The 15,246-nt window shown below is 69.6% G+C and carries 14 protein-coding genes; 9 read left to right on the top strand and 5 right to left on the bottom strand.

Going from position 1 to position 15,246, the window contains the following annotated elements; translation table 11 throughout:
* Together VD972_RS16730 and VD972_RS16725 are read left to right on the top strand one after the other, a co-directional pair.
* Positions 1-1,195 (top strand): amidohydrolase family protein (locus VD972_RS16730; RefSeq protein ID WP_324988185.1); only part of this gene is annotated, 1,195 nt, incomplete at its 5' end.
* A 95-nt stretch (positions 1,196-1,290) separates the two neighbouring features.
* Positions 1,291-1,581 (top strand): hypothetical protein, encoded by a 291-nt coding sequence (locus VD972_RS16725; protein ID WP_324988182.1) that lies wholly within the window; start codon positions 1,291-1,293, stop codon positions 1,579-1,581.
* 92 nt (positions 1,582-1,673) lie between these two features.
* Here VD972_RS16725 and VD972_RS16720 read toward each other — a convergent pair whose 3' ends face one another.
* Positions 1,674-3,347 (bottom strand): hypothetical protein, encoded by a 1,674-nt coding sequence (locus VD972_RS16720; protein WP_324988179.1) that lies wholly within the window; start codon positions 3,345-3,347, stop codon positions 1,674-1,676.
* A gap of 198 nt (positions 3,348-3,545) precedes the next feature.
* Between VD972_RS16720 and VD972_RS16715 the strand changes: the two genes are divergently transcribed.
* Positions 3,546-4,241, top strand: coding sequence for a class I SAM-dependent methyltransferase (locus tag VD972_RS16715; protein ID WP_324988177.1), 696 nt, complete (start codon positions 3,546-3,548; stop codon positions 4,239-4,241).
* Between the two features lie 7 nt (positions 4,242-4,248).
* Here VD972_RS16715 and VD972_RS16710 read toward each other — a convergent pair whose 3' ends face one another.
* Together VD972_RS16710 and VD972_RS16705 are read right to left on the bottom strand one after the other, a co-directional pair.
* Complete coding sequence (locus VD972_RS16710) at positions 4,249-4,944, bottom strand: response regulator transcription factor (RefSeq protein ID WP_324988175.1); 696 nt, start codon at positions 4,942-4,944, stop codon at positions 4,249-4,251.
* Complete coding sequence (locus tag VD972_RS16705; RefSeq protein ID WP_324988172.1) at positions 4,941-6,461, bottom strand: sensor histidine kinase; 1,521 nt, start codon at positions 6,459-6,461, stop codon at positions 4,941-4,943. The genes VD972_RS16710 and VD972_RS16705 overlap by 4 nt, the downstream gene beginning before the upstream one ends.
* A 255-nt stretch (positions 6,462-6,716) precedes the next feature.
* On the opposite strand from VD972_RS16705, the gene VD972_RS16700 reads away from it, so the two are divergent.
* Together VD972_RS16700 and VD972_RS16695 are read left to right on the top strand one after the other, a co-directional pair.
* Complete coding sequence (locus VD972_RS16700) at positions 6,717-8,747, top strand: c-type cytochrome (protein ID WP_324988169.1); 2,031 nt, start codon at positions 6,717-6,719, stop codon at positions 8,745-8,747.
* 97 nt (positions 8,748-8,844) lie between these two features.
* Entirely contained in the window at positions 8,845-9,339 is a 495-nt protein-coding gene (locus VD972_RS16695; protein WP_324988166.1) for a cupin domain-containing protein, read from the top strand.
* Positions 9,340-9,348: 9 nt separating this feature from the next.
* Here the strand turns inward: VD972_RS16695 and VD972_RS16690 are convergent, their stop codons facing one another.
* On the bottom strand, positions 9,349-9,966 hold the full coding sequence (locus tag VD972_RS16690) for a hypothetical protein (RefSeq protein WP_324988163.1): 618 nt from the start codon (positions 9,964-9,966) through the stop codon (positions 9,349-9,351).
* Positions 9,967-10,066: 100 nt separating this feature from the next.
* Between VD972_RS16690 and VD972_RS16685 the strand changes: the two genes are divergently transcribed.
* The 3 genes from VD972_RS16685 to VD972_RS16675 all read left to right on the top strand — a co-directional run bounded on the left by VD972_RS16685 (position 10,067) and on the right by VD972_RS16675 (position 13,962).
* Positions 10,067-10,894, top strand: coding sequence for a hypothetical protein (locus VD972_RS16685; protein WP_324988160.1), 828 nt, complete (start codon positions 10,067-10,069; stop codon positions 10,892-10,894).
* Positions 10,895-10,905: 11 nt separating this feature from the next.
* The gene (locus VD972_RS16680) at positions 10,906-11,913 is read left to right on the top strand and encodes an NAD(P)H-dependent glycerol-3-phosphate dehydrogenase (protein ID WP_324988157.1); all 1,008 of its coding nucleotides are present in this window, start codon (positions 10,906-10,908) and stop codon (positions 11,911-11,913) included.
* Positions 11,914-11,979: 66 nt separating this feature from the next.
* Positions 11,980-13,962: a PAS domain S-box protein gene (locus VD972_RS16675; protein WP_324988155.1), complete on the top strand. Its 1,983-nt coding sequence runs from the start codon at positions 11,980-11,982 to the stop codon at positions 13,960-13,962.
* On the opposite strand, the gene VD972_RS16670 is transcribed toward VD972_RS16675, so the two are convergent.
* Positions 13,959-14,429, bottom strand: a complete 471-nt coding sequence (locus VD972_RS16670; protein WP_324988153.1) for a hypothetical protein — start codon at positions 14,427-14,429, stop codon at positions 13,959-13,961. The genes VD972_RS16675 and VD972_RS16670 overlap by 4 nt on opposite strands.
* Positions 14,430-14,529: 100 nt before the next feature.
* On the opposite strand from VD972_RS16670, the gene VD972_RS16665 reads away from it, so the two are divergent.
* Positions 14,530-15,246: SAM-dependent chlorinase/fluorinase (locus VD972_RS16665; protein ID WP_324988151.1), on the top strand; the 717-nt coding region annotated here is incomplete at its 3' end.

The following is a 15,246-nucleotide window of genomic DNA, read 5'->3' as shown; positions in this document are numbered from 1 at the left end:
GCGCGGCGATGCGTGCACGGCCTTCCAGGGCGTCACGGTCTTTACCGGCACCGAGTGGCTGAAGGATGCCTCGGTCGTCGTGGAGGCGGGGAAGGTGACGCGGGTGCAGGCCGGCGCGGCGGGGGTGCTGCCGGCGGGCTGCCGTGCGGTGGAGGGGCAGGGGCGCCTGCTGACGCCGGGCCTCCTCGAGGCCTTCTCGGGCCTGGGGCTGGTGGAGGTGGCGCAGGAGGACTCCACGTTCGACTACGGTCCGCGGGGCGAGGCGGCAGCGAAGGAGCCCATCCGCGCGGCGCAGCGGGCGGCGGACGGCGTCAACCCGGCATCCGCGCTCTTCCCGGTGGCGCGGCTGGGCGGAGTGACGGCGTCGGCGGCGGTGCCCTCGGGCGGGCTGGTGCCGGGGCAGAGCGCCTGGGTGGCGATGGACGGCAGCGTGCGCCGCTCACCGCTGGCGCTCCACATCAACCTGGACAACGCTGGCCGCAACGCCCTGTCCAGCTCGCGCTCCGAGGTGGTCGAGCGCCTGCGCGAGCTGCTCTTCGACGCACGCGAGTACGGCAAGCGCAGGGGGGACTTCGAGCAGAACCGCATGCGGCCGGTGGCTGCGAGCCGGCTGGATCTGGAGGCGCTCCAGGATGTGCTGTCCGGGAAGCTGCCGGTGGTGGTGTTCGCGACGCGGGTCTCGGATCTGCTCGCGGCGCTGGAGCTGGCGCGGGAGTACGGGCTCAAGCTGATCATCGCGGGCGGAGACGAGGCGTGGCTCGTGGCCAGGGAGCTGGCGGTGGCGAAGGTGCCGGTCATCCTCCTGCCGACGCAAAACCTGCCCAAGGACTTCGACGCGCTGAGCAGCCGGCTGGACTCGGGGGTGCTGCTCCGGGCCGCGGGGGTGAAGGTGCTCTTCTCCACGCTGGGCGATCCCTACCAGGTGCGCACGCTGCCGCAGGAGGCGGGCAACGCGGTCGCGTGGGGCATGCCGCACACGGAGGCGCTGCGCGCCATCACCTCGAACGTGGCGGAGGTGTTCGGGGTGGAGGGTGGGCGCATCGCCCCGGGCGCGGTGGCGGATCTGGTGCTGTGGAATGGCGATCCGCTGGAGTCCTCGAGCCGGCCGCTGGGCATGTGGCTGGCCGGCAAGCAGGTGCCGCTCGTCAGCCGCCAGCAGGCGCTCTTCGAGAAGCACCGGGCGCTGCCGAAGTAATCAGGAGTCATACCGCTTCGGTGGTACAGACGGGTTCAGGTCAGCGGCGCACAGTCCCTTGGGCGACGAAGCTTTTTCCCAAGGAGAGCCCAGCGATGACCTTCCCAGCCAAGCATGAGCTGGTCCGGACCGTTCGAGAGATGGCCCGGACCCGCAAGGTGGTTTTTGACCACAGCGGTGCGTTCCTGTTCAACAGGACGCATCTCAACGAGCCACGCGTCGTGGACATCCTCTGCAATGCCACGGAAGGGGTGGTCACGATCCACCACGACAAGGGGAGCACGAGCACGTACTCGGTGCTCTCCCACGTCGAGGGCGCCGAGATCTTCCTGGACGCGGACATCCGCACCGAGCTGATCGTGAGGTCCGTGGAGCCCCTGAGCTGACCCAAAGGGAGAGCCTGAGGTGAAAAGGCCGCGGCCGCCCTCCGAGAGGAGAGCGGCCGCGGTGCACGCCAGGCCGTGGGGACCCTGGCGTGTCAGTCGCCGACGTAGATGCCGATGGAGCCCGCCACCCAGCGCCTGTCGCTGCGCTCGTAGCCCATGAAGCCCACGAGCATGCGGCGCCGGCTGCCCGACCTGTCCACCTGGATGTCGGAGATGCGGGACATGGCCAGATCCATTCCGAACACCGTCACGCCGTAGTGGGCCACGGTGCCGCCGCTCACACGGCTGAGGCCGCCGCCCCAGCTCGTGCCCGCCCAGACGCTGTCGTTCAGCGGGTCCGCCGCCACCGCGGAGACCAGGCCCCTGTGGTCCGCCAGCTCCGCGCTGATCCGGCGCACCACGGCCCCATCCGGCGTCAGCTGCGCCAGTCCGCGGGCGAACGAGCCCACCCACACGCTGCCATCTCCCGTCACCGCGATGCCGGAGACGTTGTCGGAGGTGCGCTGCTCGGGCCGGGACATGCCCGGCTCGGTGACGGCGTCCGGCCAGATGTCGAAGCGGTTCCAGGCGTAGGGCCGGTCCTCCGTCATCGACTGCGCCCGGAAGTAGTTGGGGGTGTCGAAGCTGCCGGTGCTGGTGATGTAGCGGAACCGGGTGGAGCGGTCCGAGCCGCCGAACCACACGTCGCCGCTCGGGTCCACCGCCACGCCGTAGTAGGCATCCGTGAGGAGCGCGCCTCGGACGCGCCACTGCGACGGCTCGCTCGGGTAGAGCTGCCGGTCCTCCGCCTCGTGCGAGTAGACGTAGGCGTTGAGCGCGGGGTGGACGTGCTCCAGGACGCCGCACCCATACTGCCCGTTGCAGGTGGGGCGGGCCTCGATGTTCGCATCTCCCCAGGCGAAGCCGTGGTTGCCTCCGAACCACACGCTGCGCGTCCGCGCGTCATAGGCGATCCGCAGGATGCTGCAGAGCTTCTCGCGGCCCTGCGGCTCGTCCCGGACGATGTCGGGCCCGGAGAAGATGTCGTAGTGCACCGTGTCGATGGTGCCGTCGGGCATCAGCATCACCTTGTCCGCGTCACCGCTCTTGTAGCGGGCGGGATCCGGGTTGCCGCTGTCCCAGTTGGACTCGCAGTGCTCCCCGCCCTCGCCGGGCATGCCCTCGTAGCCGACGAAGACGGTGTTCGCCGGCCCGCCGGCCACCGAGATGACCTTGAGGTACTTGGGACCCGGGGGCGTGCTGCCGTCCGGCATGTAGCCGTAGGGGCGCAGCCCGTCCGCCAGAGTGAAGCGCTGGAGGCGCGTGGCGCCAGGCCTGAGCACGAAGAGGCCCTCCTCGCCGCCAGCCACCCAGATGTTGCCGGACGCGTCCGCCGTCACGCCGTACACCTTTTCCGGGCCTCCCTCGTTCACCCCGTAGAAAGTCCAGCCCTCGGTAGTGGGAGGCGGGATGACGACGGGGGGCGGCGGCGGAGGAGTCCCCGCATCAGGCGTCCCCCCATCCGGAGTCCCTGCATCCGGAGTCCCCGAGTCTGGCGTGCCAGCGTCCGGAGTCCCCGAGTCTGGCGCGCCAGGGTCTGGGGTGCCAGCGTCCGGCTTCGGCTGCTCCTCGGTGGGCGGAGGGATGACGGGCGGTAGCGGGGTCGGGTCATCCAATCCCGGGTTGCCCTGCTCCGAAACGTCCTTGCCACCATTGCCCGTGCAGCCCGCCGTGCATACCAGGCTTGCCGCAACGAGCGCTCCCGCCCAACGCCATCCGCCCCTCATAGGCCCCTCACCCCAGATGAAGACGGGTATCGGAGACACCCGTGCCACCTTCGTCCTACGCAAGGAGAGTGCCAACGCCCGGCTGGCACTCACGGGTGTTGGGGCGTCCGTTGCTGGACAGGAGGTGGGCAGAGGACTTCCCACGCAGTGCAGGCGGCTGTCCCGGCGAGCCCCCAAACCGTGCTACGCCCTGGGCTCATGAGCGGAAACGATGTCCGTGGCCGAGCGCCTCTGTCGCTGGTGGCGCAGGAACCGGACCTCCATTTCTATAGGCAGCGGGCCGAGGAGCGCGGTGGGCCGGTGCTCGTGCTGGGAGCCGCCAACGGGCGGGTGCCCTGGTCGCTGGCCGGGCATGGCTTCGCGGCGGTGGGGGTGGACTCGTCCGAGGTGATGATCCGCTCTGCCGAGGAGCGCCGGGCCGAGGAGTCCGCCGAGGTGTCCAGCCGCGTACAGTTCATCGCCTCGGACATGCGGGCCCTGCGGCTGACGGAGCGCTTCCCGCTGGTGCTGGCGCCGCAGCATGCCATGGGGGTGATGGCGACCCGGGATGACCTGGATGCCTTCCTGGCGACGGTGTGCCATCACCTGGCGCCCGGGGGGACCTTCATCTACGACGTGCTCAACCCGCCGCGCGAGGCGATCATCCGCGACGACGATGATCCGCGCTCGCCGCTGGAGCCGCGCCGGCCGTTGTTCGCCCGGCACTTGCGTGAGCGCAAGGCGCCTGGGGGGACGTCGCCCATCCGCCGGCTGAAGCTGCGCCATTTTGCCCCGGAGGAGCTGGATGAGGCGCTGGCGACCTGTGGGCTGACCCTGCACGAGCGCTACGGGCGCTTCGATGGCAAGCCGTTCGACCTGCAGGACTCGAGGCAGATCGGCGTCGCGACGCTGTGAGTGGGCCTCAGCGGTCGAACCGGTAGCCCAGCCCGCGGACCGTCAGGAAGTGGCGCGGATCCTCCGGGTCTGCTTCGAACTTGAGCCGCAGCTGGCGCACGAAGTTGTCCACCGTGCGCGCGCTGCCCTCGTAGTCGAAGCCCCAGGCGCCTGACAGCAGCTCCTCGCGCGTGAAGGTGCGCCCCGGGTGCGCCAGGAAGTGCGCCAGCAGCTTGAACTCCTGCGCCGTCAGCTCCACCGGCTTGCCGGCCCGCGACACCGTCCGCGCCACCAGCTCCACCTCCACGTCCCCAAAAGTCACCGGCGGCGTGCCCGCGGGGGGATGGCGCCGGCGCAGCACCGCCTTGATGCGCGCCAGCAGCTCCTGCAAGCCGAACGGCTTCACCACGTAGTCGTCCGCCCCCAGGTTCAATCCCAGGATCTTGTCCGTCTCCAACCCCTTCGCGGACAGCATCACCACGGGCGTGTCCCGCCCTCGCCGACGCAGCTCCTTGAGCAGCTCGTAGCCGTTGAGCTCCGGCAGCATGATGTCCAGCACCAACAGGTCCGGCGCCTCGTCCAGCGCCTTCGCCAGTCCCGTGCGCCCATCTTGCGCCTGCAGCACCTCGTAGCCCTCGATGCGCAAGTTCATGGACAGCCCCGTGAGGATGGACAGATCGTCCTCCACCACCAGGATGCGCTGCGCCTTCTCGCTCTCGCTCATGCCTTGTCCACCGGAAGCTGGATCGTGAAGCGACTGCCCTTGCCCACCTCGCTCTGGAGCAGGATGCGCCCGCCGTGCGCCTCGATGATGCGCTTGGCGATCGCCAGCCCCAGGCCGCTTCCCTCCGTCTTGCGCGTCAGCAGGTTGTCCACCCGGTAGAAGCGCTCGAAGATGCGCTTGCGCTCCCTGGGCGCGATCCCCATGCCGTTGTCCTCCACGGACAAGTCCACCCACTTGCCGTCCACGTGGGCCGTGAGCGAAATGCGCTTGTCCTGCCCGCTGTACTTGTAGGCGTTCTGCAGCAGGTTGAGGAGCGCTCCTTCCACCGCATGCCGGTCCACCTCCACCCGAGGCAGGTCCGCTGGCACCTCCACCTTCAGCTCCACGCCGCCGTCCAGCCGCTGCGCTCGGAAGGCCGCCACCGTTGCCTCGACCAGCTGTGCCACCTCCAGGTGCTCGCGGTGGTACTCCTTGCGCCCGCTCTCGATGCGCGCCCAGTCCAGCACCCGCTCGATCAGCGTGGACAGCCGCTCCGTCTCCCGCGTGAGCAGCTGCAGCACCTCCTGCGTCTGCGCGGGATCCTTCAGCCGCCCCAGGGCCAGCGTCTCGATGAACATGCGGATGGAGGTGAGCGGTGTGCGCAGCTCATGGCTCACCAAGGAGACGAAGTCCGTCTTCAGCCGCGACAGCTTCGCCTCCCGGTAGAGCACGCGCCCCGTGTACACCACGCCGAACGTCAGCGTCAGGTAGAACAGCCCCAGCAGCACCGCGTACACCGCCCGGTTGCGCGTGGAGGCGCGCGCCACCGGATCCTCGCCCGTGGGCAGCACCACCAGCCGGAAGTTCTGCAGCGGAGGCGACAGCACGAGCTCGGCGAGCACCTGCGGCCCCAGCGCGTTGGCCCGGGCCTGCACCACCTCCGACATGAGCCGATTCACCAGCCCCTCGCCGGCCTCGCGCGGCACTGGCAGCAGGGAGAAGCGCACCGGCTCCGGGGATGCCAGATAGCGCTCGGCCAGCCCCTCCAGCAGCGCCTCCACTGTCGCGTCAGAGAGCTGGGCGCCGCGCACCGCGTCTCCCGTGCGCTCGGTGGCGATGAGCTTCGGATGCCCTCCCACCGGAAGGGAGAACACGGTGCGCTCGGCGGGCAGGTTGGCCAGCTCCGGCAACAGCGCGGTGAGCGCCGCCGAGAGCGCCGCGTCCGAGGACTCCACCTTGTCCCCGCGCACCTGGAAGGGCACCTCGGACAGCACCTGGCCCTTCACGGTGATGAGCGCCAACGCACCGTCCCGCTCCACGAACCGCGTCTGCCGCAGCGCCCGGGGCAGCTCCTCCGCCAGCGCCTCCAGCGTCCCGTGCCAGGCCGCCTCCAGCCGCTTCTCCACCGCCGCGCGCTCGTTGATGATCGCCACCACCCCGAAGCCGGACAGCCCCGCCGAGGGCAGCACGACCAGCAGAATGAGCAGCGCGAACGTGCGCCGGAAGCTCAGGACAATCGGGGTAGAGGCGCGAGACACGTCCCTCTTCCTTTACTCCCGTCCACCTGTGTGCGCTCGTGTCGTTTCAGCCACCTGGGAACCCCAGGCTGTCCAGGGGCTTACACGGGATGTAGGGAAACATTCGACTTTCCGTGTCGATCGGTGGCAGCATGGCGCGGTTGATCAGGGAGGAGGCAGCCGGGCCGGATGCCTCCTTAGATGTATGCGCGCCACAAGCCGGGACATCCAGGGCCGGGATGTGAATGGCAAGGTTGCGCCCAGGAGGAGACTCCCATGAAGAAGCAGGTGCTGGCCGCAGTGCTGGTAGCAGCCCTAGGGCTTACCGGCTGTGAGCAGAAGCCGTCCGCGACGTATACGCCGTACTCGGGCTCGCTTGCGCTGAGTCGCGATGATGCGTTCCTGTACGCGGTGGACACGGACAACGGCATCGTCGCCGTCGTGGACACCGGCACCCGCGCCAAGGTGGCCGAGATCAAAGTCGGCCTCCTGCCCGAGCGCATCACGGTGGGGCCGGATGACACCGTCTATGTCTCCAACACCGGCAACCGCAGCGTCTCCGTCATCCGCCGCGGCGAGTGGACCGAGGCGGCCCGCCTGGACGTGGGCGTGGAGCCCGTGGGCCTGGGGCTGTCCGGGGATGGCAAGACGCTCTACGTGGTGAACACCGCCATGCTGGACTCCACCGAGCAGGGCTCGCTGATGGCGTTCGACACGAGCACGCTCAAGCGGCTGTGGGAGCTGCCGGTCGGGGATGAGCCGCGCGGGCTGGCCGTGCTGGAGAACGACAAGGCGCTCATCACCCTGCACCGCCAGGGGGACGTGGTCCAGGTGGATCTCTCGGACCGCGACGAGCCGAAGGTCTCCTCGGCGGGCACGGATGTCTACGAGCGCGCCAACGCCTCGAAGCTCCGCGAGCAGAAGGACTCCCCTGTGTTCGATGACGGCTTCCGAGGGACGCTCTCGTTCCGCCCGCGCGGCATGGATGAGATCGTCGTGATGCCGGACGGCAGCCGCGCCTTCGCGACGACGCGGTGGGCGCGCGAGGATCCCGTCGTATCGCCGGGGCCGGACGGCCGGCCGTCGCCGACGCCGCCGCCGGGTGGTGGCGGGGGGCTCTATGGGGGTGGCGGACCGTGCGGATCGGGCGCCATTGCCTCTCCGGGTGTCATCACCTTCGACGTGGACACGAGCACGCCGGTGCCCGTGGTGGATGATCTCAACGGCGGGTGCGGCGGCGAGGACGACAAGGACTTCCCGCCCAGCACGATCGTCAGCCCCGATCCCACGCACCCCATCCAGGGCCCCATCGCCACCGCGGTGGACCCCACGGGCGCGTGGCTCTTCGTGGTGAACAAGGAGACGAACAACGTCGCGGTGATGCCCACCAACCGCCGCTCCGGGCAGGACATGGAGTTCCGGTTCCCGTCCACCTCCGTGCGCCAGCTGGTGCGCGTGGGCGCCGGCCCCACCGGCATCGCCCTCTCGCGCGACGGACGCAAGGCCTACGTGTACAACTCCTTCGACCACACCCTGACGACGCTGGTGGGGGATGGCTCGTCCACCGCGCTCAACATCCGCGAGGAGGGGCCGCGCATCAAGCTGGCCGAGGACACGCTCTCTCCAGAGGCGGCCATGGGCCGCAAGCTGTTCTTCTCCGCCATTGACTCGCGCATGACGGCCAACCAGGTGGGCGCCGCCTGCGCCACCTGCCACCCTGGTGGGCGCGATGACGGCCACACGTGGGGCTTCCCGGATGGGCCTCGCCAGACGCCGACGCTCGCCGGCCGCATGATCACCGAGACGGGGCCCTTCCACTGGAGCGGCGAGTTCCCCTCGCTGCGGGACTTCCTGGATGTGACGGTGCGCCAGCGCATGGGTGGCGGAGTGGTGGACGCGCAGATGGCGGGGCAGCTGGCCGCCTTCATCGACGCCATGCCCGTGCCGGACAACCCCTACAAGCGTGAGGCGATGACGGAGGCGCAGAGCCGGGGCTCCCAGGCGTTCCTCAAGGCCGAGTGCAGCGAGTGCCACGCGGGTGAGGCGCTCACCAACAACAAGCAGGCCAACGTGGGCACCTTCGTCGTCAGTGGCTCCAACCCGGACAACGACTTCGTGCGCCAGCGCGGCCTCAACACCCCGTCGCTGCTGGGGCTGGCCCGCAGCGCGCCTTACCTGCACGACGGCAGCGCGATGACCCTCAAGGAGCGCCTGCTCCAGACGCGCTTCACCGATCTGCACGGCAAGACGTCCAGGCTGAGCGACGCCGAGCTCGACGATCTCGTCGAGTTCCTGCGCGTGCTGTAGCCGGGTTCTGGCAGAGGAGGGCGCCGCGGGGCATCCTGCGCCCTCCCTGTGCGGCTGCACCGGGTAACCGGTGCGCCGCGCCTGCCAGGAGCGTGACATGACTTCGGAGAAGGAAGCCCCTCGGAAACCGGTGCTCTTCCGCGCCGCGGACCATGCGAAGGTGAAGGAAGAGACTCAGTCCCACCCGCTCAACCCCCACTCCTTGATCCGGGGCATCTCCCTGAGCGCGCAGGTGGGGCTGCAGCGCCTGGGCTTCCATCTGCTCCGGATTGCTCCTGGCAAGGAGTCCTTCATCTACCACTCGCACCAGCTCGAGGAGGAGTTCCTCTACATCCTCTCGGGGCGGGGCATTGCCGAGCTGGGGGAAGAGAGCGTCGAGGTTGGCCCTGGAGACTTCATGGGCTTTCCCACGCCGTCCGTGGCCCACCACATGCGCAACCCCTTCCAGGAAGATCTCGTCTACATCTCCGGAGGCGAGCGCCGGGAGATGGAGGTGGCGGACTTCCCGCGCATCGGCAAGCTCCTGGTGCGGGTCGGCTCGCAGGTGACCATTTACGACAAGGTCGAGGGGAAGACGATCTCGTTCGAGTAGGCGTCCGCCTCAGGGCGGGCCCGGGGGCGCGCCAGTCTCCGGGGGTGGGCCTGCATCTCCCGGAGTGCTCGGTGGAGCACCGGTGGCCAGCGAGCGGACCGCCTCCACCGAGGAGGTGTTGGTGCCCAGGAGGGCTGTGCGCATCACGTCCACGGCGCGCTCCGGCCCTCCGCCCAGCCAGGTGACGACGAGGACGCACGGCGTGTCATCGTCCCACGCCACCACCTGCAGCATGCCCGGGATGGGGACACGGCGAGCGGCGGCACGGCCCAGCGCGGGCACCTCCACGCCGCCGGCGTTGAGGGTGGGCGCGAGCAGCTCGCGCACGTCCGCAGAGGGATCGCGCGGCTCGCAGTTGTAGGAGAGCGACACCGTGGTACCCGGCTCCGCCGCCGAGCGGAAGGTGCAGAGCGGGCCGCAGGTGGCGCAGGCCCGGTCCTCCTTCACGGCGAAGCCCGGCAGCACGAGCTCGCGCAGATCGGCGGCGAGCAGCGCCTCGCAGCTGACACCCGTGGCGGCTCCGGGAGGTGGCGGCACGCCCGCGTCTCCGGGAGCTCCGGGCCCGCTTGCCCGGCATGCACCGAGCACCAGTGCCAGCACCAGTCCCACGCCCCGTCCAGCCCTCATCCCGTCTCGCTCCTCCTCCGGCACGCCGGAGACGGCGCGGATGGTAGACCGGCTTCGTTCCCTGGCAAGGGGTGGTCTACACTGTACCGGGTTTCTCCCCATGCGCGCCTTCCTCCTCCCCTCGTTGCTCGTCATCGGCCTGGCTGTCCCGGCCCTGGCACAGGCTCCCTCGGAGTCGCCAGCGTCCAACCCCGCGCCCGATGAGTCCTGGCTCACCTACCCTGGCCCGGAAGCCCCCGCGCCTCCGCCGGAGGCCCTGCCGCCCCCGCTGCCCTCCCGAGCCTCGGGTCGGAGCACCCAGCTCCGGACTCCGGTCGAGCCTCCCAAGCCCAACAAGGTGAGCCTCTTCGGCGGCCGAGTCCTCGAGCCGGGCCAGCTGGGGGCGGGGCTCATGCTCGGCTTCCCGCTCGCCTCCGCGCGCGTCTCCGCGGGGGTGCTGCCCCGCGTGGATCTCGGGGTAGGCGTGGACAGCCTGTACGGCATCATGAACGAGGTGCGTGCCTATGCGCGCTACGGGTTCCTGCAGGGCGAGGAGGGGAGCCTGGCCCTCTCGTTGGAGGGGGGGCATGCCTTCTTCCTCAACGCGCCGAGCCAGGAGGAGTTCGGGGCGCGCTACTTCACGGGCCGTCGCAACTGGAACGTGGCGCCGGGGCTGATCGGCTCCATGTTGCTGGGGCTGAGGACGCGCGGCTTCCTGGAGCTGCGCTACCTCTTCGCCTTCGACACCCAGCCCTTCCAGAGCACCCCGCTCGGCGGGCGGCCGGAGGGCGTGCAGGTGTCCGGCAACTTCGTCTTCCGCGCGGGGCTCGAGGTGCCCTTCTCCGAGCGGACCTCCTACGTCGTCATGGTCGGGGCCAACGTCCAGGGCCGTGAAGAGGACGCCTCCTTCATGCCGGCGGTAGGGGTCGGCGTGGTGACGGGTTTCTGAGGAGGCTTCCCATGCGCAGCAGCGTCATCGGCTCCGGTTCTTTTGGTACGGCTCTCGCCAACTCCCTGGCCGTCAACTGCGAGGAGGTGCGCCTGTGGGGGAGGGATGCGGCGCTCGTGGAGGCCATCAACACCCGCCACGAGAACGCCACCTACCTGCCGGGCATCGCGCTGTCACCGCGGGTGCGTGCCACGCTGAGCCTGGAGGAGGCGCTCGCGGGCTCGGAGCTGGTGGTGCTGGCCACGCCCAGCCACGCCACGCGGGACATCGTCTCCAAGGCCCTGCCGTCCCTGCCACGCCACGTGCCCCTCATCACTGTGGCCAAAGGCATCGAGAACGAGTCTCTGCTGACGATGACGCAGCTGCTGGAGGACTGTCTTCCGGAGGAGTTCCACCCCTACATCGCCGTGCTCTCGGGGCCCAGCTTCGCCCGGGAGCTGGCGCAGCGCAGCCCCACGGTGGTGACCATCGCCTCGCACTGGGAGAAGGTGGCGGCGCGGTGCCAGAAGGTGCTGCAGACGGAGACGTTCCGCTCGTACACCTCGAATGACGTGGTGGGCGTGCAGTACGGTGGCGCGCTGAAGAACGTGATCGCCATCGCGGCGGGCATCGCGGACGGGATGGGCATGGGGCACAACGCGCGCGCGGCCATCATCACCCGCGGGCTGGCGGAGATCACCCGCCTGGCGGTGCGCAAGGGTGGCAACCCGCTGACGCTCTCGGGGCTGTCGGGAATGGGAGATCTGGTGCTCACGTGCACGGGTGAGCTGAGCCGCAACCGGCGGGTGGGCATGGAGCTGGGCAAGGGCCGGCAGCTGGCGGACATCCTGGCGGAGATGAAGCAGGTGGCCGAAGGGGTGAAGACGGCGAAGAGCGCCAATGATCTGGCGGTGAAGACGGGCGTGGAGCTGCCCATCTGCCAGCAGGTGTACGCGATTGCCTACGAGGGCAAGAGTGCCAAGAACGCAGTGGTGGAGCTGATGACGCGCCAGCCGAAGTCCGAGCTGAGCGGCGCCTGACCTCTCATGGCCTTGTTTCCTCCCCCCCTCTCTGGGCCCGTTGCTCCCACCTGGACGTTCTCCGCGATGGCGCTCGCGGAGAGCTCACCCATCGCCATCATCGAGTGGGATCCGGACCTGCGCGTTCGCTACTGGAACCCCCGGGCGGAGGAGATCTTCGGCTGGAAGGAGGAGGAGGTGCTCGGGGGGTACCCCGCGGCGGAGGGGCGGCCCTTCATCTACGAGGAGGACGCCACCCTCGCCTGGGCCTCGGTCAATCGGCTGAAGACGGGGCAGGAGCGCTGGAACCGGGTCCGCAGCCGGAACTACCGGCGGGACGGCACGGTCATCCACTGCGAGTGGTACAGCTACACGCTCCGGGATGCCTCGGGGCAGCTGCGCTGCATCCTCTCGCAGATCGTGGACGTGACGGAGCGGGATCAGACGCTCGTGCGGCTGGAGGAGAGCGAGCGCCGCTTCAAGGCCACCTTCGAGATGGCCGCCGTGGGCCTGGCACTCGTGAGCGTGGACGGCCACATCCTGAGCGTCAACACGCGGCTGGCCGAGATCCTGGGCTACACGCCCGACGAGCTCAGCCAGCTCCACTTCAGTGACGTCACCCACTCGGAGGATGTGGAGCCGGATCTGGATCTATCGCGGAGGATGCTGGATGGCGTGCTGCCCATGTACGCGCTCGAGAAGCGCTACATCTGCAAGTCTGGCGAGAGCGTGTACTGCAACCTCACCGTGTCGCTGGTGCGCAAGCGGGACGGCACGCCGGACTACTTCATCGGCGTCGTCGAGGACATCTCCCGGCGGCATCGCGCGGAGCTGGAGCGGGACGCGCTGCTGGCGCGTGAGCACATGGCCCGCACCGAGGCGGAGGATCTGGTCCGCAGCCGCTCCGCCGAGCTGGAGGCCACGCGCAGCGCGCTGGTGCAGGCCGAGCGGCTGGCCACGGCGGGTCAGCTGGCGGCGGGCGTCGGCCACGAGATCAACAACCCCCTGGCCTATGTGCTGGCGAACGTGACGTACGCGCTGGAGGAGCTGTCACGGCTCCAGATGCCCACGCCAGACGTGGACATGGAGGAGGTCAAGAAGGCGCTGCTGCAGGCCCAGCTCGGGGCCATCCGCATCCGCGACATCGTCCGGGATCTGCGCATCTTCGCCCGTGGCGATCCCGAGGCGGTCGGGCCGGTGGACGTGCAGGCGGCGCTGGAGTTCTCCATCTCCATGGCGACCCATGAGCTCCGCCAGCGAGCCCGGCTCGTCCGGAAGTACGAGCCTGTGTCCCTCGTCCAGGGCAACGAGTCCCGGCTCGGGCAGGTCTTCCTCAACCTCTTGATCAACGCCGCGCAAGCCATCCCCGAGGGGATGGCAGCGGACGACCATCAGGTGACGGTTACCACCCGCGCGGGAGCGAAGGGGTGGGTCGTCGTCGAGGTGAGTGACACGGGCAAGGGGATCAACCCGGAGCACCTGCCGCACATCTTCGAGCCGTTCTTCACCACCAAGCCGGTGGGTGTGGGCACGGGGCTGGGGCTGTCGGTGTGCCACGGCATCGTCACGGGGCTGGGAGGGCAGCTTCAGGTCGAGAGCCAGCCTGGCAGAGGCACCACGTTCCGGGTGCTGTTGCCCGTAGGGGGCCAGCCCGCGCTGCCGGCCCCTCCGCCGCAGGCCGTGGCACCGCAGGCCGTGGCTCCGCCGCAGGCCTTGTCCTCTCGCCGCGTGCTCGTGATCGATGACGATCCCGAGGTCAGCCTGGCGCTCGCGCGCATCATCGGCGCGCCGCATGTGGTGCAGCTGGCGGAGACGGCGCGGGATGCCAAGGAGCGGCTGCTGACCCGGCGCGAGGACTACGACGTCATCTTCTGCGACCTGATGATGCCCGACATCACCGGGATGGATCTGCACGACGCCATCGCGGCGCAGCGGCCGGAGATCCTCGGGCGCCTGGTCTTCATGTCCGCCGGGGCTTTCACCCCGCGCGCCGCCAGCTTCCTGGAGCGGCACTCGGCCCGGCGCATCGAGAAGCCCTTCGATCCGGTGCGGGTCCGCGCGTTCCTCTAGTAGCGCTTGTCCTTCTTCTCAGGCCCGGCGCCACGCATGCGCCACATCATCATCTGGTTGGAGCTCATGTAGGAGTTGACCATGCCCTCCTGCTGCATCTGCTCCAGGAGCTTCACCGTCTTGAGGCGATCCAGCCCGACGGCCCGAGCAATCATGTCACCGGGCAGGCCGCTGAGGTTCCTGCGCAGCTCGTTGACGATGGCCCGCTTGAACTGATTCTTCGTCAGGCCATCCATGTCCTGGCTCTTCCAGGCCTGGAAGATGCCGCCCACCAACAGCAGGAGCGTGAGGCCCGCCAGCGCCGGATAGACGATGTGGCTGTTCTGCTCCAGCATGTCGAAGTACTTCGGCGCCATCGACGAGGCGGGCTTCACGTACTTAGGCGTGTCGTCCTGCCCGGGCATGCCCTCGGGGAGGCCGTCGATCTGCAGCAGGTGAAGGAGGAGGCTGAGGAGCAGCGTGAGCACGGTGGGGCCAATCTAGCAAAAGCCTGGGGTGCTCCCGCAACCCTCTCAGGAGCGAGGAGTCTCCTGGAGACACTCAGGTGCGGTAGCCTGCCACCCGCGCATGCCCCTCGTCAGCCTGCTCAGCGACTTCGGTGTCACCGATACCTATGTGGGGCAGATGAAGGCGGCCATCCTGGGCGTGGCTCCCTCTGCGACTCTGGTGGATTTGACGCACGGCGTCCCTGCCCAGGATGTGCGCGCGGGGGCCTTCCTGCTCTGGACGGCGGTGGAGGCCTTCCCGAGGGGCTCCCTGCACCTGGCCATCGTGGACCCCGGCGTGGGCTCCAGCCGGCGCGCGGTGGCGGTGCGCTCCCGGCGGGGCGATCTCCTGATAGGCCCGGACAATGGGGTGTTGCTCCCAGCGCTCGAGCAGCTCGGAGGGCTGGCGGCCGCCGTCGAGCTCACCGAGCCGGCGTACTGGGGCTCGCTGCGCTCCCGTACCTTCCATGGGAGGGATCTCTTCGCGCCGGTGGTGGGGCACCTTGCCGCGGGCGTGCCGCTCGAGCGGGTGGGCCAGCCCTTAGAGCAGCTGGATGCGCCCTTCAGGCTTCCACCCCCCACGGAGGAGGGCGGGCTCTTGGTGGGCGAGGTGCTCCACGTGGATACCTACGGCAACCTCGTCACCAACCTCCCCAGCTCGCAGCTGCCCGCGCGTTTCCGGGTGCGGGTGGGGCTCACGGTGGTGGAGGGGGCGCCCCACCCGCATTACCAGGCGGTGGCCCCTGGCGAGCTGCTCGCGCTGGTGGGCAGCTCGGGGCTGCTGGAGATCTCCGCCCGT

This window comes from Hyalangium sp. (assembly GCF_035629615.1).
In the GTDB taxonomy this organism is placed as follows: Bacteria; Myxococcota; Myxococcia; order Myxococcales; family Myxococcaceae; genus Hyalangium.
The sequence above is the reverse complement of the archived record's forward strand: the minus strand, read 5'-3'. Positions and strand labels throughout refer to the sequence as shown.